The following is a 24,322-nucleotide window of genomic DNA, read 5'->3' on the forward strand; positions in this document are numbered from 1 at the left end:
TTGTTTATGAAAAATATTGCTTTATTCAATCCATCATATCAGCACCCCCAAGAAGTTTCTCTTTGGGATTCATTGTACCGCAACATGTTAAATCATGGCTTTACCCCTGTTGAATTCCAATGCAGAGCGGTGCCAGATTTATTTGAAGGTGTTATTCGTTATATTTTTCCCGCTAGACTTAAAGATTTCGGAAAAAAAATTAAATTTTCTGTTATATCTGTACCAAGTTGGCTTACGGAAGAAGAGAGAGAATTTTCTGTTCTTTGGGAGCAAAAACGATGGTCATTAAATGATAGTGATAAAAATGAAATTGAAGAAGGTGTCATTCGAATTGCTCAGACTATCGATCTGTTTTTTGAAAGTCACAAACCAAATTTAGTTATTGTATACAATGAAGTAGACCATCCTCAGAGGTTGGCGGTTCTGGCTGCAAAGAAATATGGTATTCCTTACATTATATTAGAGCGATCTCCATTTATGGGGGTGTGGTTCGAACCTAAAGGCTTATTTTCAAACTCTGTTACTCATTCTTGTTGTGTATCAAATGAAGATGATAGTTTTAATTTCGAGGCTGCTTCTTATTTAAATATATTAAAAAATGATTTGGAAGGTTTTAGAAAGAACGAGTCTAAATCTATAGAGTTGGGGGAAGATGAGTATGCCAGGCCGCTAGTATTATTGGTTTTGGATAATTTTTTATGGACTGGTTGTTTTTCTGGAAGTGTAACGAGGTTTTTAGATGATTATCGCGAATTTCATGATATTGAAAAAACAATTATTCAGTTAAATCAGTCTGTAGAAAGTTGGGGAGGAACGCTAATCGTGAAGCCTCACCCTTCATGTCAAGAGGCAAAAAAACTCAAACTACCTCATAGCGTTCGCTTTTATGATGGAGCCTTGTCGTCTGTACTTCCAATAGCTGATGTAGTTGTAGGTTGGAATAGTAAAGTTCTATTTAATGCGTTGGCTATAGAAAAACCTGTAGTATGTTTAGGAGCTAATCCTGTTTTAGCAACAGAAGCTTGTTACGAACCTCAAAGTTTTGATCAAATCCCTAGCGCGATATCTGATGCAATTCATCAAGTTGACCTTGAAGCCAAACTATTAAAGTTTAAGAGATATTTACCCAAGGTTGCAAAATCAGCTTATTTTGAAATAGAAAATGGTGCTGTATACAATACAGGCTCTCCATTTTACTTGTTTTTAGATAAAGTTTTCTCTACTTTGAAGTTCCCATTGTTTGAGTCTCATGCTTCTGTTGATGATTGGTTAAATTTATGCCGTGGAAAACTTACGGATATTAGAAAAAATAATCTTCTAGTGAGCGGTGAATACTCGGTTAAGGTTTTATTTGATGCAACTAGATTGCTCAAAAGTAATTTGAAGCACACTGGGATATCTCGATATGTCAATGAGATTATAGTGAGAGGTTGCGAGAGTAAGAGGGTGCACTTCACTGCAGTTGTAAAAAACGGTGGTGGTTGGCAGTACTACAAAGGTGATGAACTTCTCAATATCAATGATTATGATTTGTTTCACTCGCCCCATGACCCCCTAGATTCAAGCATTGGTATTTCTAGAATAGTCACTTTGCATGATGTAGTACATCTTAAACTAAGCAAATATTACCCTGATCAAAGTGTTCCTCAAAGTAAATATCACATATATAAAGTATTGAAGTCTATTAGAAAAAATGACTTTGTATTATGTGATTCAAAAGCAACTATGAGGGATTTCTTATCATTTGGTATTTCGGATCCGTCGAATTGTCGAGTTGCTCCTTTAGGTGCGGACCTAATTGAGTTTGGTGAAATATCTCACTGTAATAAATCAAAACGTCGTATTTTCGCTATTTATCAAAATGATCCAAGAAAAAATAAAGAAGTATATCTAGAGATAGCATCTCACCTAAATGAGCTTGATGGAAGGTGGAAAATGGTGCTCATTGTTCCGAAGGGTGAAAAGGAAGTAATAGAAGCTCATGCAAAACAACTAAACATAAGTAATCTTGAGCTTCATGAGAATCCCGATGATACCGATAAACTGGATTTGATGAAAGGTTGTGACTTTTCTATATTCTTACCATTTTACGAAGGCTTTGGCTTGCCAGCTCTAGAGAGTGCCGCTTACGGGGTGCCAGTTATCACTTCATGTTGTTCTTCACTTCAAGAAATAGATTTACCTCTCGTAGAGTTTGTATCTCCGTTTGACATTGAAGGGATTAAAACTGTTGTAGATGCATGGGTAACTGAACCCGATAAACTTCCGAATGTTTCTCAAGAGGTTGTGCAATCATTAGAAAAATACTCTTGGTCAGAGGCTTATAATAGAGTAGAAAATAGCTATGTAGAATGTAAAAACAAGAATTTTTCGGGTAACAATGAAGCTTTTTCAGTTTATCAGAATGAGCAGTTTGTTAATCCTAGAGAAGTGAATGTTCAAATGCTGACGGATTCTAAAAAGTATCCTTTCAAGTATTTTATGATGAAACTTCGTTCTGAATTCTTTTCTATTCGTCGGGCTCGAATTTCAATAAGTCAGGTTTTAGTAGCTCTATTACTAAGTGTTACTTCTGTTTTCTTTCTTCGTGATTCTTACAGTTCAGCCTCAACAGATATTGTTGGTTGTGCAGTATTTGTTATGTGTATATTGTTTTTTTATATCCGGAATTATAGCTTGTTTGAACGTTTTGTGGATTATTTAAAGCATGTACAAAAATAACTTTGCTAAGCTGCTTGTACTATCAACGATTGAGTTTAAGAGAGTACATGGTGCAAATGCTTTCGCCTTAATATGGTTTTTATTGCGCCCTCTTTTGTTTGTTTCGGCTATATACATGGTTGTAAACATGGGTGTTAGGGGTGGAGATGTCAAAGCTATTTCCACCTATGATTACTTGCGTATGCTTGGGGCTTATTCAATTTGGCTGCTTATCTCGGAAACTGTATCCGGGTCTATAAATAGAATGAAGAAATCTAAAGTATGGATGGTGAATCACAGTGTTCCTCCACTTTTGATTGTTTTTATCCCATTAGGCTTAGTGTTTGTTAACTATACAGTGATGTACTGGGGATCAGTTATAGGTTTGATTACGATTGATAGAGCTAGTGTGCAATACCTGCCTATATTTATATCAACTTTTTTTGTAGGAATTGTTCATGCGTGGTTTTATGGTGTCTTAACCCTTATGTTAACGGCTATATTCAAGCCAGCGAGCAATGTTATTCCTACATTTTTGCAATTTGGTTTTTGGTTTACTCCTATTATTTGGGTTCCAAACTCAAGCCATCTTTCTGAGTTGATAGCTGATTTCAATCCTATTTATCTTTTAGTGTCTGTATTCGATAACTCTAGTATGGTTTCGAATGCCTTATATGTTGAAGTTTTCCTGTTGGTCTTTATTAGTCTAATTTCTTCTGCAGTTTTGTATTTCTGCACTAAAGATTTGGCAGAGAATTCTCTGGAAATTACATGAGTGATGTTCTTCTTGAAGTGAATAAACTCGAAAAGTTTTATTCGAAAAAATTGTTCTCAAGAAAAAGTAGTAATTCTAAGCGAGTTTTAGGAGGTGTTAGCTTTAGTGTCAAGAGAGGGGAGTGTCTAGGGGTATTGGGCCGGAATGGCGCCGGAAAATCTACACTTTTGAAGATCTTGAATGGGTCAATTGGATATGATTCTGGTCAGGTTATTAAAAGAGGTAAGGTTGCTTCAATAATTGAAATTAATTCCAACTTAGAACCTGGTTTGACAGGCCAAGAAAATGTAAACGCGTTTTACAAGCTAAAGGGATATCTTGGTTCTGAATTAAAATCTAAAATTACTAAAGCTATTGAATTTTCTGAAATCAAAGATGAAATTAATGACCCTGTTTCAAAATATAGCTCTGGAATGAAAGCAAAGCTTGCATTTTCCATGGCTATTAATCTGGACTTTGAAATTTTGTTGGTAGATGAAGTCTTGGCTGTGGGCGATTTCATATTTCAGCAGAAATGTCATTCATATTTCAACGCGATAAGGAGAAGGGCTGCAATATTGCTCGTTTCCCATTCGGTAAATTTATTGAAACAATTTTGCGACTGCGGCTTAGTTATAGAGAATGGGATATCCGTTTTTAATGGAGGAATAGAAGACGCAGTTTCTCAATACATGTCTCGTATTGGGATGACACAAAAAAAGCATAATCTCGACTCAGAATTGTTAATGTTTGGTGAGTCGTTTGATAATAAAAATAAAATTCAATGTGTAGACGTAAAAATAAACAAGAGTTCTTTCAAAGTCTTTGAAAAGTTGTCTATTTCATTAAAATTTGAGCTTTCGTTTGATCCTAATAATTTAATTGTCGGTATTCCTATCTGGGATGACCAAGGTCGGTTAGTTACTGCAGTAAATTCTGACTTTCCGCTGGATTCAATTCATATGAAAGGACGTACTTATAAGAGTACTATTTCTGTAATGTGTAATTTAAATCCTGGTAAATACCATGCTGTTTTAGCTATAGTTGATGGGCCAGAGTATTTATATCGACTTCCCGCTTTCTCTTTTGAGGTTGTTAGTACTCCAAGAGTCTTTGGGTTTTTCACTCCAGAAGCTGAATGGATTTATGAATAGAAAAATTGGTAGTCTAAAATTTGATTTAGATATTGATCAAAGATTGCTGGAAAGGCTTGAATGGAGAGACTGGTCGGAATCGCAAAAGGAAGCAATTGAGTTATTTTTAAATCAAATAGAAAGTGGTGTTATAGAATTAGAATCTGTAGATCAATGTGTCTGTGGGTCGAGAAAGATGCTGAAAATCGCATCAATAGATAGGTTTGCAATTGAATCTCCGAGCCAAATTTGTGTTAAGTGCGGTTTGGTTATTACGTCACCTCGAATGAGTAGATCGAGCCTGGATTATTATTATGAAGAGATATACCCGGATCTACTGTCAAGTGTAAAAAAAGGGGACAGTCTGGGTTATTTGTATTCTGAAAGCCAAGGCGAAGCCGTCTATGATTTTATAGAGCCTTATCTATCACTCCAGAATGAGTTAAATATCTTAGACTACGGGGCGGGGTTTGGAGATGTCCTAGATTATATATCTTCTAAAATTGCTACCTCCAATAACACTTCATTATTCGCTATTGAAAAAAATAGCCGCGCAAAAGAGGTGCTTGAAAGTAAGAATATTACTCTTTTAGATGATAGTGATTTGGGTGGGCAGAAAAAGTTTGATTTGATCATACTTAGCCACATATTAGAGCATGTCCATGATTTTACAGACTTGTTGTCTTTATTGTCTCGATCTTTAACGCCTAATGGACTTATGTATATTGAAGTGCCGGGGATATTATCCATTCATACTCGGGCGAATTATAACTATTGTTATACGGGATATTCGATCCATGCACATTTATACAATTTTAATTTAGCGACACTCGCTCATTATTGTGAATCACAGAGCTTAGTCCCAATTGAAGGTAACGAAAATATCCAACTGCTCTTGAAAAGACTACCTGATAGTGAGGTTGAGGAAAAAAAGAGAAGTAAATATTTATCTGAGTCAAAAAAGTCAGCTAGAAGAGTTGTCGAATATTTAAACGTAATTGAGGACGTATGGCCTTCGTTACATAAAAATGTACAAAGAGCCTCCCAGTATGAAGCTTTAGAGAAAAAGTTTCAGAATGCTGTGTCTGTCATTCGAGACTTTGAGGTCACGATTAATAGCGAATTGAAGTCATTGGGTTCTGACCTAGATCAGGATCTAATCTTTAATGGGCTTACGTTATTTGAGCGCATGCCTTTTAAAGTTTGGTTGTTAAAGTGTGGGGAGTTGAAATACTCCAAACCTGACCATACCTTAGTAGCCACTGACTACATATATACTAAAGGAATGACACTAACTTCATCAAGGGATATAAAGATACCGAATAGAAATTCAAGTTTGGTCTATTTTTATTCCCCTGGTTTTAACAAGGTAGTGTTTACATTGAAACCTGCATCACACATTGCGTCCTTAGAGCTGAAGTTCGGCCTTTTTTCTAAAGAATTCGATACGCAAGAAAGAGTAGCTTTGGAGCTGAAAAAAGGAATAAATAGAATAGAAATTAGCACTAATATAGACTTGAGTGACAATCAGGGTGCTGATCGACAATATGCTTGTTTGATAAAGTCACCTATATTGTTACTAAATGATGTAAAATAATATCTATTAAATAATATATTTGGGGGCGTAGTGGCTAAAACTGCAATTGTTACTGGTGTTACTGGACAGGATGGGGCTTATTTGTCTCAATTGCTTATAAAGCTTGGGTATGAAGTTTATGGTGCGCATAGAAGATTATCTTCTTCTAACTTTTGGCGGCTTGAAGAGCTAGATGTCCTGAAAAATCCAGCATTTAAATTAGTTGAGTTCGACCTCACAGACTTGGCTTCTTGTATCTCGATGGTTCAATCGATAAAGCCTGACGAAGTTTATAATTTAGCTGCTCAGAGTTTTGTTGGAGTATCTTTTTCTCAACCTGTTACTACATCTGAAATAACCGGAATTGGCGCGTTAAATCTATTAGAAGCCATAAGAATAATTGATACAGGTATCAAATATTATCAAGCTTCAACTTCTGAAATGTTTGGTAAGGTTCAAGAAATTCCTCAAACTGAAGCCACTCCTTTTTATCCGCGTAGCCCGTATGGTGTTGCCAAATTATATGCTCATTGGATGACAGTAAACTATCGAGAGTCATATGATATTTTCGCTTCGAGTGGGATTTTATTCAATCATGAGTCCCCATTAAGAGGGCTTGAGTTTGTCACTCGAAAAATTACTGATGCTGTCGCTAAAATTTACCATGGTAAACTCGATTATCTTGAAATTGGTAATTTAGACGCGAAAAGGGACTGGGGGTACGCTAAAGATTATGTGAAAGGCATGCATATGGTCCTGCAGCATTCTAAGCCCGATACGTTTGTTTTAGCTACTAATAAAACCTTGACAGTTCGCGATTTTATCTCGTTGGCATTCTCCGTGGTTGGTGAGCAGTTGGTTTGGGATGGTGAAGGTATTAATGAATTAGCTCATTCTGCGAAGTCTGGTAAGGTGCTAGTAAAAGTAAATCCGCAATACTACAGACCGTGTGAGGTAGAATTACTAATTGGTGATTACTCAAAGGCGGAAAATGAGCTTGGTTGGGTTCCTGATACCTCTGTTGAAGAGCTTTGTCGTTTAATGGTTGAAGCGGATTTAGAACGAAACAGAATTTGATAGAGATAGTTGTCGCATGAAAGTATTGATAACTGGTGTTAAGGGTTTTACTGGGAAATACGTTTCAGAATTTTTTTCCAGCAAAGGCTGGGAGGTGTTTGGTTGTGGAACGCAATCTGTAGATTCTGATCCTAATTATTATCAGATTAATTTGCTGGATATGGCTAGCGTCTCAAAATTAGTTGAAAATATAAAACCAGATTACGTTGTTCATTTAGCGGCAAAAGCCTTTGTAGCAGATTCCGATGTAGATTCATTTTACAGTGTAAATATCTGTGGTACTCGAAATTTATTGCAAGCTTTATCTCAGAGATCATTTCCTCTTAAAAAGCTATTAATTGCTAGTAGCGCAAATGTATATGGAAATATATATCGTTCTGGGCCGATACAGGAAAATGCCCAACCGGAGCCGGCCAACGATTACGCTATTAGTAAACTGTCAATGGAATACGTCGTAAACCTTTGGCAGGATAAGGTGCCAGTAGTCATGAGTAGGCCTTTTAATTATACAGGTCGAGGGCAAAATAAGCGGTTTGTTGTTCCTAAAATAGTGAACGCATTTAGAGAAAAATCCGAGATTGTTGAGTTAGGTAATATTGATGTTGAGCGCGACTTTTCTGATGTTAGGGATGTTGCTCGCATCTATTTTGAGCTTCTAACATCTCCTACCAGCCAGCTTATTTATAATGTGTGTTCGGGTCATTCATATTCGCTTCATCACGTTATACAAAACTTGACAGAATTAACCGGGCATGAGATTAGAGTCAAAGTTAACCCTGACTTTGTCCGGGCGTCAGAGGTAAAAGTGCTTGTGGGTGATCCTTCCCTTTTAGAAAATCAAATCGGCTCCGTTGAGATAACTCCATTCAGTGAGACATTGAGTTGGATGGTTAGAGAATAGATTGTGTTTGTACACCACATTATTCTATATAAATTCAATTCCTTAAGAGCCGTATTTTGAAATCCACTCTGTCTGTCGCGGTTGACGCTAGGCCTCTCAGTGCTCCTTTGACTGGGATTGGTAGGTATTGCGATGAGTTGTTAACTAGGTTGGTTGACCTCACGCCAACATGGAAGTGGTATTTTTATTCATGCTCAAATATAAATGAAAAATGGCAGAGAATCGACAATGTTACGGTTCGCCATGTTGGTAAGGTACCTCCGAGTTCTAGTACTTTCTTATCTCAAATACTCTATCCAATTTGGTCGATAATGGATCGGATTGATGTTTTTTGGTCTCCCAGACATCACTTACCTTTAGCACTTCCAAAATCTATAAAAAAAGTTCTAACGATACATGACTTGGTTTGGGTTTATTATCCTGAAACCATGACTTTAATGGGAAAAATGGCTGAAAAGCTATTGATGCCTCCTTCCATTCGTAACTCGGACATAATATGTACAGTATCAAAATCAACTGAGCGCAGTTTGAACTTGGAGTTTGGGCAGTTAAGCGATGTGCATGTGGTTCCTCCTAGTAGCAAGTTTTGTATAAGCTCTGAAATTAAAAAGCCTAAACAATCATATTTTCTTTTTGTAGGCACTGCTGAACCGAGGAAAAATTTAGAGCGTTTATTAGTTGCTTATGGCGAATATCGTTACGCTCAAAAAGATTCTTTACGGTTGAAAATCGTTGGTCTTAAAGGCTGGAAGCTTGACGATTTAACTAATATTTTGAATAAGCACGATTTAGTTGAAAGTGTTGAGATTCTGAATTTTGTTTCTGATAACGAATTATATGAATTATACCAAGGGGCTTATGCTTTACTTTTACCTTCCCTTTATGAAGGGTTTGGTATTCCGATATTGGAGGCTATGTCTTTAGGGGTGCCGGCAATAACATCTAATTCATCGTCGATGCCTGAAGTGGCGGGTGAAAGTGGGTTATACATAGATCCTTTTGATATTAACAGTATAACGCAAGCTCTTTTAACTCTCACGAATGATAAGGCATTAAGAGCGTCTTTATCAGAAAATGCGAAAGCTCTTTCTTCAAGGTATTCATGGGATACATCGGCGAAATTAATGGAAAAAGTCTTCCGTTCCCTAATGTAACCTGAAGGAACTTTATTTTTTGAAAGTACTGCACTTATACAGAACATTCTTTCCTGAGTCTCAGGGCGGATTAGAAGAATCTATCTATCAAATATCTTCTAACACTCGTCACTACGGAGTTGAGCCTCGGGTTTTGGTTCCCAGCAATGACGGTAAATGTTCATTCGATCATAAGACAATACCGGTACAATCTTTTCAGCGTCATGGTGAGATAGCCTCCTGTGATTGGAGTTTTTCTGCTCTTGGCGAATTAAAAGCTAATCTAGAGTGGGCGGATATTCTTCATCTTCATTACCCGTGGCCATTTGCTGATTTATTGCTTTTCTTATCTAGGTCTAAGATTCCCACTGTTTTAACATATCACTCGGATATTGTGCGTCAGAAATTATTGATGAAGCCCTATCAGCCTCTCCAGAAGTGGTATTTGGGGCGAGTGGATAAAATTATAGCGACTTCACAAAATTATATTGATACGAGCGAGGTTTTACCGAATTATTCTGACAAAACCTCAGTAATTCCTCTCGGTATTAGCGAGGGGAATTCAAATCAACAAGATGTAGCTATAGATAAGCAATCAAAATTTTCTACGTTGCCTGAAAAGTTTGTTTTTTTTGTTGGGGTTCTTCGTTACTACAAAGGCTTGCGTTATTTGTTAGAGGCGGCGCAGGAGCAAAGTTTTCATATCGTTATTGCTGGCGACGGTAGAGAGAAAGATGAACTGCTCTCACTAAAAGATTCTTTGCAATTGACTAATGTCACTTTTCTGGGACATATCTCTGATGAAGACAAGTTTCAATTAATGAGGCTGAGTTCCATCGTTGTTCTTCCCTCTTGCGAGCGATCTGAAGCTTTTGGTATGACACTGGTTGAAGCATCTATGATGTCTAAGCCAATGATTACGTGTGAACTTGGGACTGGAACTAGTTTTGTTAATAAACACAAAGTAACTGGGCTTGTAGTAGAGCCAAAATCCGCTTCTGCGTTAAGTGAGTCTATAAATTCACTGATTCATGATGATGAAAAATTAACCCAATTTGGTCAAGCCGCTAGGTTGCGGTACGAAGAGCTCTTTTCAGGGCCAGCATTGGGGCGTGAGTATGCAAAAGTTTATGAGTCATTGCTCGATGGTAATTGAGTCGCTGCTTTTCCTGCATTAAAAATTATATTTGCTAGTAGAATCGGAGTGATCGACAACAGAATTAGAAAGATGTGCGAATAAATAGGTATTTTTAATTTACTTGCATAAATTGAGATGGGAGTAAGCCAGAGCAAGTTTAAAAGTATAATTCCTAGGCTTGTATTTAAGTGATTGCTGAAAGCTTGTGCCAACTTCTGATACAAATGCGTCCTGTGCGCTTCTCGCCAATTCTGTCCTGTGACAACTCTAACTGCCAATGTCCAAGTGGCGTCGACAATAAATAAGGCCAACAGTATAAACCAGCTCCAAAGATTGATGGCATCTGTTTTAGATGAAATCACAGCAAGAGTTGCGAAGCTTAATCCCAAGAAAGTGCTGCATGCATCGCCCATAAAGATTTTTGCCGGAGGCCAGTTCCAGTACAAAAACCCGTAAACTGGCAGAGATGTGGCCAGTAAAAGGGTTGCTAGTCCAGTATTGCCGTTTAAAAAACAAATTAAGCTGGCACCTGCCAAAACCGTTACTGCTTCTCCTCCAGCAATGCCATCGATACCATCCATAAAATTATAGAGATTGGTAAGCCACAAAAATGCTATCGCGGCAAAGGGTAGGCCGATGCCATTGAAGTTGATGCTCACTCCCTGCCATAAAACCAGTTCTGGAAGCGGGTAGAGTAGGCTCAGAGCAATACACACCGCAAGTACTTGCCCTAAAAATCGCCAACGTTTGGGTAAGTTGTGTTTGTCGTCAAAGAATCCGATTGCGGCGATAATAGTTCCCGGAATTACCAGGGCTAATACTTCTTTTAACGTTAATAAATTTGTCAAATAGGCGGTAAGCCATACGCCGATTAGCGCGCATACGGTAACGATTCCGCCGCCAGTGGGTGTTGGGATGGTGTGCGAGCTTCTGTGATTCGGGTTGTCCAGTAAGCCTTGGTGTATCGCGAATTTGCGATACACGTTGGTCAGCCAAAGTGTTAGACAAAAAGCGATTGCAGAAAAAACGAACAGTGTTGTCACATTAAGGCTCTTTTCTGGGATGCCAGTTGAGTGTTTTGCTTGTGTGGTTGATATCAACCTCTAAATTGCCAAACAATCGTCTAAGCAAACCATGTTTGTGTTGGTGTCGAGTCAAGGTGTTGCGTATAAATTGGGGTAGTTTGATCAGCTTGGCTCGTCTCGAACTTGTTTTTGTTGCGTACTCGATAATCTCTGGCGTTGATAACGGTTTACCATCAGATACCAAGAAAACTTCTCTCAATTTGTTTGGGTTTTTAATCGCTGCCAGAATGACGCTGCAAAGGTTGTGAATACTAACAAGGTCTCTCTTATTGTCGATCCCCGCAAGCGGTATTGGAATACCTTTTTGGCTGATAGTTTGAATTAAACCCAAATTCCCTCGCACTTTTTTTGAAAGTACCAACGGTGGCCGAATCACAGCCCATTCAATTTCGGCATTGTCACAAATCTCGCTGAGTTGCTTTTCTGCTGCTAGCTTCGTTTTACCGTAATCATCTTCGGGCTCACAGTCATCGTTGTGTCGAAACGGCTCACCAGGACGGGTTGATTCACCCATAGCTTTAATGCTGCTGATCATGATGATTTTAGTTACGTTACAAAGGTTTCTGCTGTTTGCTGTTGCAATGTGTTGGCACAAGGTTTTGGTGAACACAACATTGCCTTGGTAATAGTCGTCGTAACTGGCGTTTGGGTTGTGGGCAACTCCGGCAAGATGAACAACAGTGCTCACTCCTGAAAGCCGCTCGCTTAATTCAGTGATCGAATGAATATCGACGTTGTTTCTCGATAAGCTCACCGTAGTGGCGCAGTTATCCCGTAGATACTCTTTTAGCTCTGTACCAATGAGTCCTGTATCGCCAGTTATTGCAATGTTCATGGAGTTGTTTGTGGAATGGGTCAAAATCTTACCGGATGGCCAGTCGTTCGAATTCAAAATATACCACGGTATTTTCAGCGTTATCGGGCTAAAAATCCGCCGGGTTTGACTTGCATTTTTCTGTCCGAAAACAGAAATTCAATGTTAGCGGTAGGTTTCACGCTAAGCCATTAATTTTTAAACGCTTTTTATCACTTGCCAAGTGATAAGCAAATTGGTAAAGTGCGCGCCTCTTTCGAAGAGCATGCTGTACGACCGTAGCTCAGTTGGTTAGAGCACTACCTTGACATGGTAGGGGTCGGTGGTTCGAATCCACTCGGTCGTACCAAATTTCTATCTGGATGTTGTTTTACTGAATTAAAAGTTCTCATGTGGCTTTTGGTAAGAGTCACCACTGAAGCAAGGAATCCCTCATGCCTGTCATCACTCTCCCTGATGGTTCAAAACGCAGTTTTGATAATCCCGTTTCTATCCTAGAAGTTGCCCAAGATATTGGTCCTGGTCTTGCCAAAGTTACCTTAGGTGGCCGTGTTAATGGCGAGCGTCATGATGCCGTTGATGTTATCAGCGACGATGCCGATCTCGTAATTTTCACACCTAAAGACGAAGATGGTTTAGAAATTATTCGCCACTCTTGTGCTCACCTTTTAGGTCATGCGTTAAAGCAAATGTGGCCAGACGCAAAAATGGCGATCGGCCCAACCATTGAAAACGGTTTTTACTACGATATTGACCTAGAACACCGCTTAACCGACGAAGATATCGAAGCGCTTGAAACGCGCATGAAAGCGTTGGCAAAAACCAAGTACTCGGTGGTTAAGAAAAAAGTCAGTTGGGATGAGGCGTACGAGACATTCCAAGCGCGTGGCGAAAGCTACAAAATGGAAATCCTAGATCGGGACGTTCCTAAAGATGATAAGCCTGGACTTTATCATCACGAAGAATACATCGACATGTGCCGCGGCCCTCACGTACCGCACATGGGCTTTTGTGAGCATTTCAAATTGCAGCGCGTATCAGGCGCCTATTGGCGTGGTGATTCCGACAATAAAATGCTGCAACGTATATACGGCACTGCCTTTGCCGATAAAAAACAGCTAAAGCAACACCTAAACTTCCTCGAAGAAGCAGCAAAACGAGATCACCGAAAGCTTTCCAAGAAATTCGGTTACTTCCATTTACAGGAAGAATCTCCGGGAATGGTATTTTGGCATCCTAAAGGAATGTCGATTTATTCTACCGTTGAAGGCTACATGCGCGAAGTTAACCGTTTGAACGGTTATCATGAAATCAAAGCGCCGCAAATTCTTGAGCGTACCCTTTGGGAGAAATCTGGCCACTGGGATAAATTCCGCGAGAATATGTTTACCGTTAAATCTGAAGAGCGTGATTTTGCGGTTAAGCCAATGAACTGCCCAGGTCACATTCAAATTTATAACCAAGGTTTGAAAAGCTATCGTGACCTACCGTTGCGTTTAGCCGAGTTTGGTACTTGTCACCGCAACGAAGCGTCTGGAACGTTGCAGGGTTTGATGCGAGTTCGAGCCTTTACTCAAGACGATGCTCATATTTTCTGTACAGAAGCGGATATTCAAAAAGAAGTTTCGATCTGTACCGATTTGTTGTTCGATATCTATCGCGATTTCGGTTTTGAAGACATTATTATCCGTTTATCGACTCGCCCAGAACAACGTGTAGGTTCGGACGAAGTTTGGGATAAGGCAGAAAAAGCGCTGGCCGATGCATTGAATGCAAAAGAATTAGATTGGCAGGAATTGCCTGGTGAAGGTGCTTTCTATGGCCCGAAAATCGAGTTCTCCTTAAAAGACTGTATTGGTCGTGTCTGGCAGTGCGGTACTATTCAGGTCGATTTCTCAATGCCTGGTCGCTTAGGAGCGCAGTTTGTTGCCGAAGATGGCAGCCGCCAAACTCCTGTTATGCTACACCGCGCAATCCTCGGTTCTTTCGAACGATTCATCGGAATTTTGATCGAAAACTATGAGGGTGCATTCCCAGCTTGGTTGGCGCCAGAGCAGGTTGCCATCATGAATATTACTGATTCTCAGGCTGATTACGCGAAAAGTGTAGAAGAAAAGCTCAAAGCGAAGGGTTTCCGAGTGTTGTGTGACTTGAGAAACGAAAAAATCGGATTTAAAATTCGAGAACATACTTTGCAAAAAGTTCCTTATTTACTGGTAACCGGTGATAAGGAAGCACAAACAAATGCTGTTGCAGTGAGAACTCGTACCGGTGACGATCTCGGTACTATGTCAATTGACGATTTCATTCAATTACTCAGTGATGATATCGCCAAGCGCGGTCGATCTGAAGCCAAGGTTGACGCGTAAGCAACAGAGTAAAGGGCGTAAGCTCATAGTTTAGGAGACACAACTATCAAACGAGATTCAGCTGCCGGTCGTTCAAAAAAAGCCCGGATTAACGATCAAATTCAAGCCAGTCAGGTTCGATTGATCGGTGCAGGTGGTGAGCAAGTCGGAATTGTTTCATTAGACGAAGCGTTGAGTACAGCGCGTGCTGCTACTTTAGATTTGGTTGAAATGGCGGCCGACTCCGATCCTCCAGTTTGTAAGGTGATGGACTACGGCAAGCACTTGTTTGAAATTAAGAAACAACGTGCTGCGGCCAAGAAAAAGCAAAAACAGCAGCAAGTTAAGGAAATGAAGTTTCGTCCGGGTACTGATATCGGCGACTACAATATTAAGCTTCGTAACTTAATTCGCTTTTTGGAAGACGGTGACAAAGCCAAAGTTTCTCTTCGCTACCGCGGTCGAGAAATGGCTCACCAAGAACTCGGTATGGAAATGCTAGAGCGTATCGAGAAAGATCTAGAAGAGTACGGTGTTGTTGAGCAGCGCCCGAAAATGGAAGGTCGCCAACTTTTGATGGTGCTTGCGCCTAAAAAGAAAAAATAAGCTGATGTTTCTTGTAAGAGCCGTGTAGAATCACGCTCTCGCAAGTTTACTCAATTTGCCCCAGAGTTCTGCGTTGTAACTGAACTCTGGGGCAAACTGTTAATGGCGTATCGAAATTTATGCGCTGTTAAAAAACTAAAGTGGCCAGGTTTTTAGCTACCGACCCGCTTTACATCGTTAACAGTTGAGCCCCCTTTATTGGCCTGTTCAGTAAAGAGTCTTAAGGGTTCGTGTAATGGAGTTTTACCCCATGCCAAAAGCTAAAGTACACAGTGGTGCTGCTAAGCGCTTCAAAAAAACTGCAAGCGGTTACAAGCACAAGCACGCTTTCAAAAGCCATATCTTGACCAAAATGACTACCAAGCGTAAGCGTCAGCTTCGCGGTACATCTCTGTTAAATGCAGCAGATAAGCCATTGGTAGACCGTATGCTTCGCGCCAAGTAATTGGCCCGTTTTAATCACACGAATTTTGAGGAATAGAGTATGGCCCGTGTAAAACGTGGTGTTGTGGCGCGTCGCAGTCACAAAAAAGTTTTGAAAGCAGCGAAAGGTTACTACGGTGCGCGTTCACGTGTATTCCGCGTAGCTAAGCAAGCGGTTATTAAAGCCGGTCAGTACGCTTATCGCGACCGTCGCGTTAAAAAGCGTAACTTCCGCGCTTTGTGGATCACTCGTATCAATGCACAATCTCGTGCACTTGGCATGAGCTACAGCCGCTTGATCGCCGGTCTTAAGAAGGCCAACATTGAATTGGACCGTCGCGTATTAGCAGATCTTGCTATTCACGACAAAGCGACTTTTGCTGCCATCGTTGAAAAAGCGAAAGCAGCCCTAGCGTAAACCCAGTTCGTATCCGTAAAATTCTTTTTCGCGGATAGCCAAAAAGGGGAGGGGCTTAAGCTTCTCCCTTTTTTTGTGTCATGAATTCGTAATAGAAGTAAGAAAACAATACTCACACCTTAACTGTGAGACCATTTGGAGAAATTCCCATGGATAATCTGGCCGCGCTCACTGAAGAAGCGCTGGGCTTGGTTAAAAACGCTCAAGATTTGCCAGCGCTAGACCATGTTCGCGTTGAATACTTGGGCAAAAAAGGCCAAATTACCGCATTATTGAAAGGCTTGGGTAAGCTGAGCGCCGAAGAGCGTCCCGCTGCTGGAGCAAAAATCAACGAAGCTAAGCAGCAAGTTCAAGAGCAAATTAACGTTAAAAAAGATGCTCTCGAACAAGAAGCTATCAATGCCAAGCTTGCTGAAGAAACCCTAGACGTTACCCTGCCTGGTCGCGACGCTGAACTCGGTGGCTTGCACCCAGTGACTCGTACCCTAGAGCGTATCGAACGCATCTTTGCAGCAGTGGGTTATAACGTTGAGCAAGGTCCAGAAATCGAAGACAACTACCACAACTTCGATGCGTTGAATATTCCGGCGCACCACCCTGCGCGTGCTATGCACGATACTTTCTACATCGATAGTAACCATGTACTTCGCACTCACACCTCACCGGTGCAAGTGCGTACCATGGAAAGCCAAGAGCCGCCGATTTACATCATTTGCCCTGGCCGCGTCTATCGCTGCGATTCCGACCAAACCCACACACCGATGTTTCATCAGGTAGAAGGTTTGGCCATCGATAAAAGCATCAGCTTTGCCGATCTAAAAGGCACCATTGTTCAGTTCTTACAAGCCTTCTTCGAGCGTGATCTCGAAGTGCGTTTCCGTCCGTCCTTCTTCCCATTTACCGAGCCTTCCGCCGAATTCGATATTCAGTGGGAATCCAGCAAAACGGGTTGGTTGGAAGTAGGCGGTTGCGGCATGGTGCACCCCAATGTATTGCGTGCCAGCGGCGTTGATCCTGAAAAATACACCGGTTTTGCGTTCGGTTTAGGCGTTGAGCGATTGGCGATGCTGCGTTATGGCGTCAACGATCTCCGTTTATTCTTCGAAAACGACGTAAAGTTTTTGAAGCAATTCCGTTAATCCACACGCTACAGAAAACGCAAAAGAGCAGAATTAGGTATGAAATTTTCAGAATCCTGGTTGCGTGAATGGGTCAACCCAGAGATCAGCACGCAACAGCTAGTCGATCAAATCACCATGGCAGGTCTTGAAGTGGACGCTGTCGAGCCGGTAGCTGGTCAGTTCACCGGCGTTGTCGTCGGCGAAATTATCGCCGCAGAACAACATCCCGATGCCGATAAACTTCGCGTTTGCACCGTTGCGGGCGACGGAGACGAGACCAAACAAGTGGTCTGCGGCGCACCGAATGCCCGCGTTGGCATCAAAATTCCGTTTGCCACCGTTGGTGCGGTATTGCCGCCAGGCGACGATGGCAAAGCCTTTAAAATCAAAAAGGCCAAACTTCGCGGTGTAGAATCCTTCGGTATGCTGTGCGCGCAAACTGAACTGCAAGCCGGTGAAGACGATTCCGGTTTGTGGGAATTGCCGTTAGACGCCCCTGTTGGTAGCGATCTAAACGACTACTTAAAGCTAAACGATCAATGCATCGAGGTCGATTTAACCCCTAACCGCAGCGATTGCTTGTGCGTGAAAGGCATTGCTCGTGAAGTCGGTGTATTAAATCGTTTGGACGTTGCCGTTCCTGAAATTCCAGCGGTTCAGCCTACCATTGACGATACCTTCTCCGTTTCTTTAGAAGCCGGTGATGCTTGCTCGCGCTACTTGGGTCGTATCGTTAAAAACGTCGATGTTTCCAAACCAAGCCCGTTATGGCTGCAAGAAAAATTGCGTCGCGGCGGTGTGCGCAGCATTGATGCCATCGTTGATGTCACCAACTACGTGTTGATGGAACTTGGCCAGCCGATGCATGCGTTCGATTTCGACAAGCTAAATGGTCAAATCGTTGTTCGCATGGCGGAAAACAAAGAAAAGCTCACCTTATTGAACGATCAAGAAGTTGAGCTAAACGACGACGTTATGGTTATTGCCGATCAGTCTGGCGCTCTTGCGATGGCCGGTATCATGGGCGGCGAGCCTTCTTCCGTAACCAGCACAACCAAAGATATTTTCCTGGAAGCGGCATTCTTTAATCCGTTGGCCATTGCTAATCGTGCCCGTCGCTTTGGTTTGCATACTGATTCCTCTCACCGTTTTGAGCGTGGTGTTGATTTCGATCTTGCTAAGCAAGCCATGGAGCGTGCTACGCAATTGATCATCGATATCACCGGTGGCGAACCAGGTCCTGTGGTTGTGGCAGAAAACGAACATTTGCCGAAACTTGCTGAAGTCACTTTGCGCAAACGTCGCATCGAATCTGGCCTTGGATTTACCCTTGCTGACGACGAAGTGTTAGAAATTCTAACGCGCTTGGGTCTAACCCAATTGTCCTCCGATGATGACAGCTGGACCTTCCAGGTGCCGAGTTATCGTTTTGATATTCAAATCGAAGAAGATTTGTTGGAAGAAGTTGCGCGTATCTACGGCTACAACAACCTTCCGGTCACATCCATGACCATTCCCGCGCAATTTAAGCGTCAAACGGAAACCCAGTTACCGCTTAGCCGAGTGCGTTCAACCCTAGTTGCACGTGGCTATCAAGAAGCCATTTGTTACAGCTTTGTCGACGAAAAGTCTCAGTCTGTGATTGATCCTGACATCAAGCCTGTACCCTTGCAAAACCCGATCAGTGCTGACCTTTCCGTTATGCGTACCAGCTTGTGGGCGGGTTTGTTAGGCGCCTTGAAGCACAACTTGAATCGTCAGCAAACTCGCGCTCAGTTGTTTGAAACCGGTTTGAAGTTTGTTTCTGAAGACGGCTCATTAGAAAAGCTCGTCCAAACTCCGGTTATTGCCGGTGTTATTTACGGCGCTAAAAATACTGAATCTTGGCATGGCAAAAGTGCTAACTTCGATTTCTACGACCTAAAAGGTGATGTAGAAGCTATGCTGGCACTTGCCGGCGCCGAGTCTTTGGAAGAGTCTCAAAAGATCGAATTCCGCCCAGGCAAACACTCTGCTCTGCATCCAGGGCAAACCGCTGAAGTGCTGCGCGGTGGCAAGGTGATTGGTATTTTGGGAAGTTTGCATCCACAAGCTCAAAAAGCGTTGGATTTTGATCGTTCTGTGTTCGTTTTTGAGCTAGACCAAGCCGCTTTAACCGAAGCGCGAGTGCCAGAGTTTGAGTCATTGTCGAAGCATCCAGAGGTTCGACGTGATCTTGCCGTCGTTGTCGATCAATCCGTTACCGGCGCAGATTTGGAACGAGTGGTTCGTTCGAGCGCGGGTGAATGGCTCACAGAGTTAAAGATTTTTGACGTATATGTGGGCGAAGGTATTGATACACAAAGAAAAAGTGTCGCCTTAGGGTTGACGTTCCAGCATCCTTCGAGCAATCTTACAGATGAACAGATCAACGCCTCCGTTGATGCCGTAGTTAAACATCTGGAGGTGGAGCTTAACGCAACGCTTCGCTAGCGGGCTGATTCCAGCCATTGGCGGCGTTGCTTTGAATAAGGCTACACTGTTATGGCTGGAGCACTGACAAAAGCGGATTTGGCCGAACTCCTCTATGAAGAGCTCGGATTTAACAAGCGTGAAGCAAAGGAACTCGTAGAGGTCTTTTTCGAAGAAATTCGAACGGCGCTCGAGTGTAATGAACAAGTGAAACTTTCCGGCTTCGGAAATTTTGACCTTCGAGACAAAAGTCAGCGCCCTGGGCGCAACCCCAAAACCGGCGAAGAAATCCCGATTTCTGCCCGGCGTGTGGTGACGTTCCGTCCTGGTCAAAAACTGAAGGCAAGGGTGGAGGCCTATGCTGGAAGCAAGCCACAATGATGAGCTGCCGGCGATTCCGGCAAAACGTTACTTCACCATTGGTGAAGTCAGCGAACTGTGTGCGGTAAAGCCGCACGTTTTGCGTTATTGGGAACAAGAATTTCCCCAGTTAAAACCGGTGAAGCGTCGCGGTAACCGCCGCTATTACCAGCGTCAAGACGTTATTACCATCCGCCAAATCCGGGGCTTGTTATACGACCAAGGTTTCACCATCAGTGGTGCACGTCAGCGTATGACCGGCGAGGAAGCGGTGGAAGACAACACGCAATTTAAGCAAATTGTGCAACAAATGATTGTTGAGCTGGAAGAAGTTCTCACTGTTTTAAAAAGCTAAAAACAGTAACCCACACAAAAATTGATCTCGGCTGGAGAAAAAGCGAGCGCTTTATGTAACCAGCCGTTTTTATTAGAAAAATCTTTGTTTTGAAGCTTGCAAAACAAATCCAAGAGTGTATTATCTCGCGCTCTGTTAAATGTCTTAGAAAACAAAGATTTGCCAGGGCTTTTATCCAGTTAATCACTTTTAACCCAAGTAATTAACGGACGTGAAAGCACCGATTTCGGAGTGTAGCGCAGCCTGGTAGCGCACCACACTGGGGGTGTGGTGGTCGTCGGTTCAAATCCGGCCACTCCGACCATCTTGTTTTTGAACTTTAGTTTTCTAAGAAAGTATTTAACTCCCTTGCCCAAGTGGTGGAATTGGTAGACACGCTATCTTGAGGGGGTAGTGGCGTAAGCCGTGCCGGTTCAAGTCCGGCCTTGGGCACCATATCAACATTCGTTACAGTCCGTAATCGTCCGCTAGACCCCATAAACACTGCACTTCACACTAAATTACGTTTCGTTACTGTCCGCTGAAATCCGTTGCTATCCGCAGCAAAGTGGTGCTACATTTGGTGCTACATCAGTTCAATTTAGAAATGTAGCACCACATGGCTCTCACAGACACTCAAGTTCGCAATGCTACAGCGGAAGATAAAGACAAATGGTTATCCGATGCTAACGGGCTACGCTTGCTGGTAAAGCGCAATGGCAGTAAATACTGGCGCCTTAAATATCGATTCCTTGGTAAACAGAAAACCTTGGCTATTGGTGTTTATCCCGAAATTAGCTTAAAAGAGGCTCGCCAACTTACCGCACAAGCACGCAATCAAATTGAAAGTGGGATTGATCCAAGCGAACACCGCAAGTCAGAGAAGATAAGTGCAAGGGAGAATGCCGGTAATCTGTTTTCTCAAATAACAAAAGACTGGTGGAACCATCAAAAAGGCACTTGGAAGCCAGACCACGCTAACCGCGTCTTATTACGTTTAGAACAAAATGCCTTCCCTTTAATTGGTAACAAACCAATTACAGAAATACGCCCCCAAGAAATTATTAAAATTGCTCGTTTAACAGAAGATCGTGGTGCACCAGATGTTGCACAGCGTGTACTTCAAGATATTCGAAGAGTGTTTAGGTATGCGGTACAGCACGGACTTCTAGAAACTAATCCAGCTTCTGAGCTGCAAGGAATATTAAAAGGTCGGAAAACCGAACACAGAGCATCACTACCACGTGAAGAATTACCGCTATTTTTAAAGGCTTTATCTGAATATCAGACTAAAGGGCGAAAACTTACACAGTTTGCTATTGAGCTTTTAATTTTAACTTTTGTTCGCCCTGGTGAGCTTCGTGGTGCTATGTGGGAAGAATTTGATCTTGAAGAGCGAGTTTGGCGCATTCCCGGTGAACGAATGAAAATGGGTACAGACCATATTGTTCCTTTATCTTACCAAGCCTTAATAATTATCGAAGAAATACGTTCGATTTCTGGCGCCTACCCTTTGTTATTTCCCTCGGAAAGAAACCGGTCTCAACCTATGTCAGACAACACAATGAGGCGAGCAATTTTTAAACTTGGTTATGACGGTAACGAAGAGGGTAAAAGTAAAGCTAACCCTCATGGCTTCCGTGCTACCGCCTCATCTATTTTAAATGAAACCGGATTTAATCCCGATGCTATCGAACGGCAGTTATCTCACATGGAAAGGAACGCTGTTAGGGGTGCATACACACACCACGCTAAATATTTAGACGAACGAAAAGAGTTAATGCAATGGTGGGCCGATTATTTAGACAGTCTTAAAAACCCTGGTGTAGTAGTACCAATCTTCTCACAACAGGGTTAACAAGTTTTCAAGCCTAGGGTAGCTCCTGAAAGGGCGAGCACCCACTCGCCTTGGCTTGAATCTAATTATGGGTTCCGTAGGGGTACGGATAATGAAGGTATACAACCGGCTTTTTGAGCCTTCGGAGTTTCAAAAAATTATTGAAGGGTTAGAAAGTCATACCTTTGATGAAGAAACAATACCGAGTGATTTAATTAATATATTGGAGCGAAAGGTTTTACACAAAATTGCTTCTGAACTCGAAAAATACGAAATAAAAATAGATGCCACCACTTTAGATTTTCATCAATTAAAAAATATTTCTGGTGCTATAAAAAGTAGATACGACAGTGATTTGACTGAGGATACGGACTATTTACTTACCATGTATAGCGCTCTCGTTCGTTTACTCAATGTAATTGAAGCGTTTAAAAGTAAAAATGTTAACGAAGGAATTGTTCATTTATTGGGTATTTCTGAAGTACTTCTACGAACACACAAAGTTGAATCGCCTAAAAATTTTCCGTCAGGCAGCTATAACCTTTTATCAAGCGAGATTCCAGAAATTGGTGATATGGCCGGAAGCACAACAGAAGGCCAGTTAGCCCAAATTATCCAAAAGGCTCGCAATATTTGGGTTGATGATGAAGGTCACTATCCAGAATGGAAGCATGAACAGGCAGCGCGGCTAAAGAATTCATACAGTTTTGTTTTTCAGTACGCTAATAGATATGAAAATGAAAGTCGAGCAAAACAGTTTCAGACACCTGAAGCCCCCCTAGCTTATTTGGACTGCCAATTACCGGACTATTGGGTATTGAAATTCGTTCGAGACTACCGCTCAAGCTGTAAGTTGGATGAACGCCTTCCTAAATCACATATATTCTCAGCCTTTGCTATTTATAACGCTTTTTACGCATTAGCTGATGTCTGGCATAAGGAATATCATGACGAAACGCTTGATGATAAATATACCAGAATCTACTACGGCGAAGCGCAAGGCTTCTTAAGCAAGGCTCTAAAATACAAGACAGAAGAAGAGCAAGATAATTTATTTGAAGAGAAGCAAGCAGCAGCGCTAAGTAAATCCCAAAGTAATAAAGCTAAACAAAGAAACCGTTGGAGAGACCCTGTAGCAACTAGGATTGAAGAACTTTTCAGCGCGGACATTAAAACAAATATGGATGTTGGCAACGTCAAGCTAGCTCGTCGATGGTGGTCAGAATTAAATGATATTCGTATAGAAATTGATGGGGCTGGTTGGCAATATCAAGAACAAGCAACTGACCATATAAAAAGGGTAATATCCAAACTTAAGAAAAAAATTAGCACTGAAGTATAAAATACTAATCTCATAAAATGTTTTAGCCGGTTAAAACATGTTTTAACCAGGCTCAAACATCGTCACATCATAACTATTGTAAGAACATATTCTCACTCCGTTAACTATCGTTATTGTCATTGAGGTGAGTTATGTCTAAATCCAAATATCAAATAATTCTTCTTCGCCGTGCTGATGCACTAAAGCGTTTTGGTGCCAAAAGCACTTGGTTTCATGACCGTGTTAAAGCCGGTTTACTTCCTCCTCCTGTTTCGTTGGGCGTTCGTGCTAAGGGTTGGCCCGAACACGAATTAGATCAAGTACTCGCCTTTATGGTGGCGGGTAAATCTGACGATGATATTCGTACGTTGGTTAATCACTTGGTTGAGAAGCGTCAACAACTCACCAAAGGAGTAGCCTAATGAATCCCTCACCAACTGCGTTTAAATCTGCCGCTGAATTTAAATTACACATGCCTAATTCCGTGCTCAAAAGCGATGCATTTAAAGACGCTTTTAATCACATGGAAGCTTTCAATAAAGCTCGTAATTTTGTTGTTGCCTTTGTTTGGAGTGATCACGCATGGATCGTCTGTTACGACGATACCACCAGTGAAGACATTCAAATTCCGCCTGGTCGTCTTAATTCCTTCTACCATGCAGCTCATGTTGGTAACACTTTTGTTCATGTTGAAGGGCGACCAAGACGCACTTACTCGTGCTCAAATACAGGGATTTAAGCGACACCGCAGCGCGGCAAAAACTCAATGCAGTTACGCACCCCTTACTTTTT

General features: G+C 41.7%; 22 protein-coding genes and 3 tRNA genes. 23 read left to right on the forward strand and 2 right to left on the reverse strand.

Annotated elements, in window-relative coordinates:
* The first annotated feature begins 6 nt into the window (after nt 1–6).
* The 8 genes from LU361_RS11745 to LU361_RS11780 all read left to right on the forward strand — a co-directional run bounded on the left by LU361_RS11745 (nt 7) and on the right by LU361_RS11780 (nt 10,430).
* Nucleotides 7–2,721, forward strand: coding sequence for a glycosyltransferase (locus tag LU361_RS11745; protein ID WP_233089033.1), 2,715 nt, complete (start codon nt 7–9; stop codon nt 2,719–2,721).
* On the forward strand, nt 2,708–3,475 hold the full coding sequence (locus LU361_RS11750; protein WP_233089034.1) for a hypothetical protein: 768 nt from the start codon (nt 2,708–2,710) through the stop codon (nt 3,473–3,475). The genes LU361_RS11745 and LU361_RS11750 overlap by 14 nt, the downstream gene beginning before the upstream one ends.
* Nucleotides 3,472–4,608: an ABC transporter ATP-binding protein gene (locus LU361_RS11755; RefSeq protein ID WP_233089035.1), complete on the forward strand. Its 1,137-nt coding sequence runs from the start codon at nt 3,472–3,474 to the stop codon at nt 4,606–4,608. The genes LU361_RS11750 and LU361_RS11755 overlap by 4 nt, the downstream gene beginning before the upstream one ends.
* Complete coding sequence (locus LU361_RS11760) at nt 4,601–6,184, forward strand: methyltransferase domain-containing protein (RefSeq protein WP_233089036.1); 1,584 nt, start codon at nt 4,601–4,603, stop codon at nt 6,182–6,184. The genes LU361_RS11755 and LU361_RS11760 overlap by 8 nt, the downstream gene beginning before the upstream one ends.
* Before the next feature lie 30 nt (nt 6,185–6,214).
* On the forward strand, nt 6,215–7,240 hold the full coding sequence (gmd, locus tag LU361_RS11765) for a GDP-mannose 4,6-dehydratase (RefSeq protein ID WP_233089037.1): 1,026 nt from the start codon (nt 6,215–6,217) through the stop codon (nt 7,238–7,240).
* Nucleotides 7,241–7,256: 16 nt separating this feature from the next.
* Entirely contained in the window at nt 7,257–8,141 is an 885-nt protein-coding gene (locus LU361_RS11770; protein ID WP_233089038.1) for a GDP-mannose 4,6-dehydratase, read from the forward strand.
* 311 nt (nt 8,142–8,452) lie between these two features.
* Nucleotides 8,453–9,295 (forward strand): glycosyltransferase family 4 protein, encoded by an 843-nt coding sequence (locus LU361_RS11775; RefSeq protein WP_233089039.1) that lies wholly within the window; start codon nt 8,453–8,455, stop codon nt 9,293–9,295.
* Between the two features lie 19 nt (nt 9,296–9,314).
* Nucleotides 9,315–10,430, forward strand: a complete 1,116-nt coding sequence (locus tag LU361_RS11780) for a glycosyltransferase (protein ID WP_233089040.1) — start codon at nt 9,315–9,317, stop codon at nt 10,428–10,430.
* On the opposite strand, the gene LU361_RS11785 is transcribed toward LU361_RS11780, so the two are convergent.
* Complete coding sequence (locus LU361_RS11785; protein WP_233089041.1) at nt 10,403–11,455, reverse strand: MraY family glycosyltransferase; 1,053 nt, start codon at nt 11,453–11,455, stop codon at nt 10,403–10,405. The two genes, LU361_RS11780 and LU361_RS11785, sit on opposite strands and share 28 nt — an antisense overlap.
* 1 nt (nt 11,456) lies before the next feature.
* Nucleotides 11,457–12,356 (reverse strand): NAD-dependent epimerase/dehydratase family protein, encoded by a 900-nt coding sequence (locus LU361_RS11790; protein ID WP_233089042.1) that lies wholly within the window; start codon nt 12,354–12,356, stop codon nt 11,457–11,459.
* A gap of 227 nt (nt 12,357–12,583) precedes the next feature.
* Between LU361_RS11790 and LU361_RS11795 the strand changes: the two genes are divergently transcribed.
* The 15 genes from LU361_RS11795 to LU361_RS11865 all read left to right on the forward strand — a co-directional run bounded on the left by LU361_RS11795 (nt 12,584) and on the right by LU361_RS11865 (nt 24,269).
* Nucleotides 12,584–12,660 (forward strand) — tRNA-Val (locus tag LU361_RS11795).
* A gap of 85 nt (nt 12,661–12,745) precedes the next feature.
* Nucleotides 12,746–14,680, forward strand: a complete 1,935-nt coding sequence (gene thrS, locus LU361_RS11800) for a threonine--tRNA ligase (RefSeq protein WP_233089043.1) — start codon at nt 12,746–12,748, stop codon at nt 14,678–14,680.
* 45 nt (nt 14,681–14,725) lie between these two features.
* Entirely contained in the window at nt 14,726–15,265 is a 540-nt protein-coding gene (infC, locus tag LU361_RS11805; protein WP_233089537.1) for a translation initiation factor IF-3, read from the forward strand.
* 250 nt (nt 15,266–15,515) lie between these two features.
* Nucleotides 15,516–15,710 (forward strand): 50S ribosomal protein L35, encoded by a 195-nt coding sequence (gene rpmI / locus LU361_RS11810; RefSeq protein WP_233089044.1) that lies wholly within the window; start codon nt 15,516–15,518, stop codon nt 15,708–15,710.
* Nucleotides 15,711–15,749: 39 nt separating this feature from the next.
* Nucleotides 15,750–16,106 (forward strand): 50S ribosomal protein L20, encoded by a 357-nt coding sequence (rplT, locus tag LU361_RS11815; protein WP_233089045.1) that lies wholly within the window; start codon nt 15,750–15,752, stop codon nt 16,104–16,106.
* Between the two features lie 149 nt (nt 16,107–16,255).
* Nucleotides 16,256–17,245, forward strand: a complete 990-nt coding sequence (gene pheS, locus LU361_RS11820; protein WP_233089046.1) for a phenylalanine--tRNA ligase subunit alpha — start codon at nt 16,256–16,258, stop codon at nt 17,243–17,245.
* 39 nt (nt 17,246–17,284) lie between these two features.
* Entirely contained in the window at nt 17,285–19,699 is a 2,415-nt protein-coding gene (gene pheT / locus LU361_RS11825; protein WP_233089047.1) for a phenylalanine--tRNA ligase subunit beta, read from the forward strand.
* A 51-nt stretch (nt 19,700–19,750) separates the two neighbouring features.
* The gene (gene ihfA / locus LU361_RS11830) at nt 19,751–20,059 is read left to right on the forward strand and encodes an integration host factor subunit alpha (RefSeq protein WP_233089048.1); all 309 of its coding nucleotides are present in this window, start codon (nt 19,751–19,753) and stop codon (nt 20,057–20,059) included.
* Nucleotides 20,037–20,393: a MerR family transcriptional regulator gene (locus LU361_RS11835; RefSeq protein ID WP_233089049.1), complete on the forward strand. Its 357-nt coding sequence runs from the start codon at nt 20,037–20,039 to the stop codon at nt 20,391–20,393. The genes ihfA and LU361_RS11835 overlap by 23 nt, the downstream gene beginning before the upstream one ends.
* A gap of 227 nt (nt 20,394–20,620) precedes the next feature.
* A tRNA-Pro gene (locus LU361_RS11840) sits at nt 20,621–20,697 on the forward strand.
* 46 nt (nt 20,698–20,743) lie between these two features.
* Nucleotides 20,744–20,828: transfer RNA gene (locus tag LU361_RS11845), tRNA-Leu, on the forward strand.
* Between the two features lie 163 nt (nt 20,829–20,991).
* Nucleotides 20,992–22,230, forward strand: coding sequence for a tyrosine-type recombinase/integrase (locus LU361_RS11850; RefSeq protein WP_233089050.1), 1,239 nt, complete (start codon nt 20,992–20,994; stop codon nt 22,228–22,230).
* 91 nt (nt 22,231–22,321) lie between these two features.
* A complete protein-coding gene (locus tag LU361_RS11855; protein WP_233089051.1) occupies nt 22,322–23,551 on the forward strand; it encodes a hypothetical protein in 1,230 nt (409 codons plus the stop codon).
* 131 nt (nt 23,552–23,682) lie between these two features.
* The gene (locus tag LU361_RS11860) at nt 23,683–23,952 is read left to right on the forward strand and encodes a helix-turn-helix transcriptional regulator (RefSeq protein WP_233089052.1); all 270 of its coding nucleotides are present in this window, start codon (nt 23,683–23,685) and stop codon (nt 23,950–23,952) included.
* Entirely contained in the window at nt 23,952–24,269 is a 318-nt protein-coding gene (locus LU361_RS11865; protein WP_233089053.1) for a hypothetical protein, read from the forward strand. Before LU361_RS11860 ends, LU361_RS11865 begins: the two co-directional genes overlap by 1 nt.
* The last annotated feature ends 53 nt before the right edge of the window (nt 24,270–24,322 follow it).

Source organism: Sessilibacter corallicola (assembly GCF_021290925.1).
Classification (GTDB): domain Bacteria; phylum Pseudomonadota; class Gammaproteobacteria; order Pseudomonadales; family Cellvibrionaceae; genus Sessilibacter; species Sessilibacter corallicola.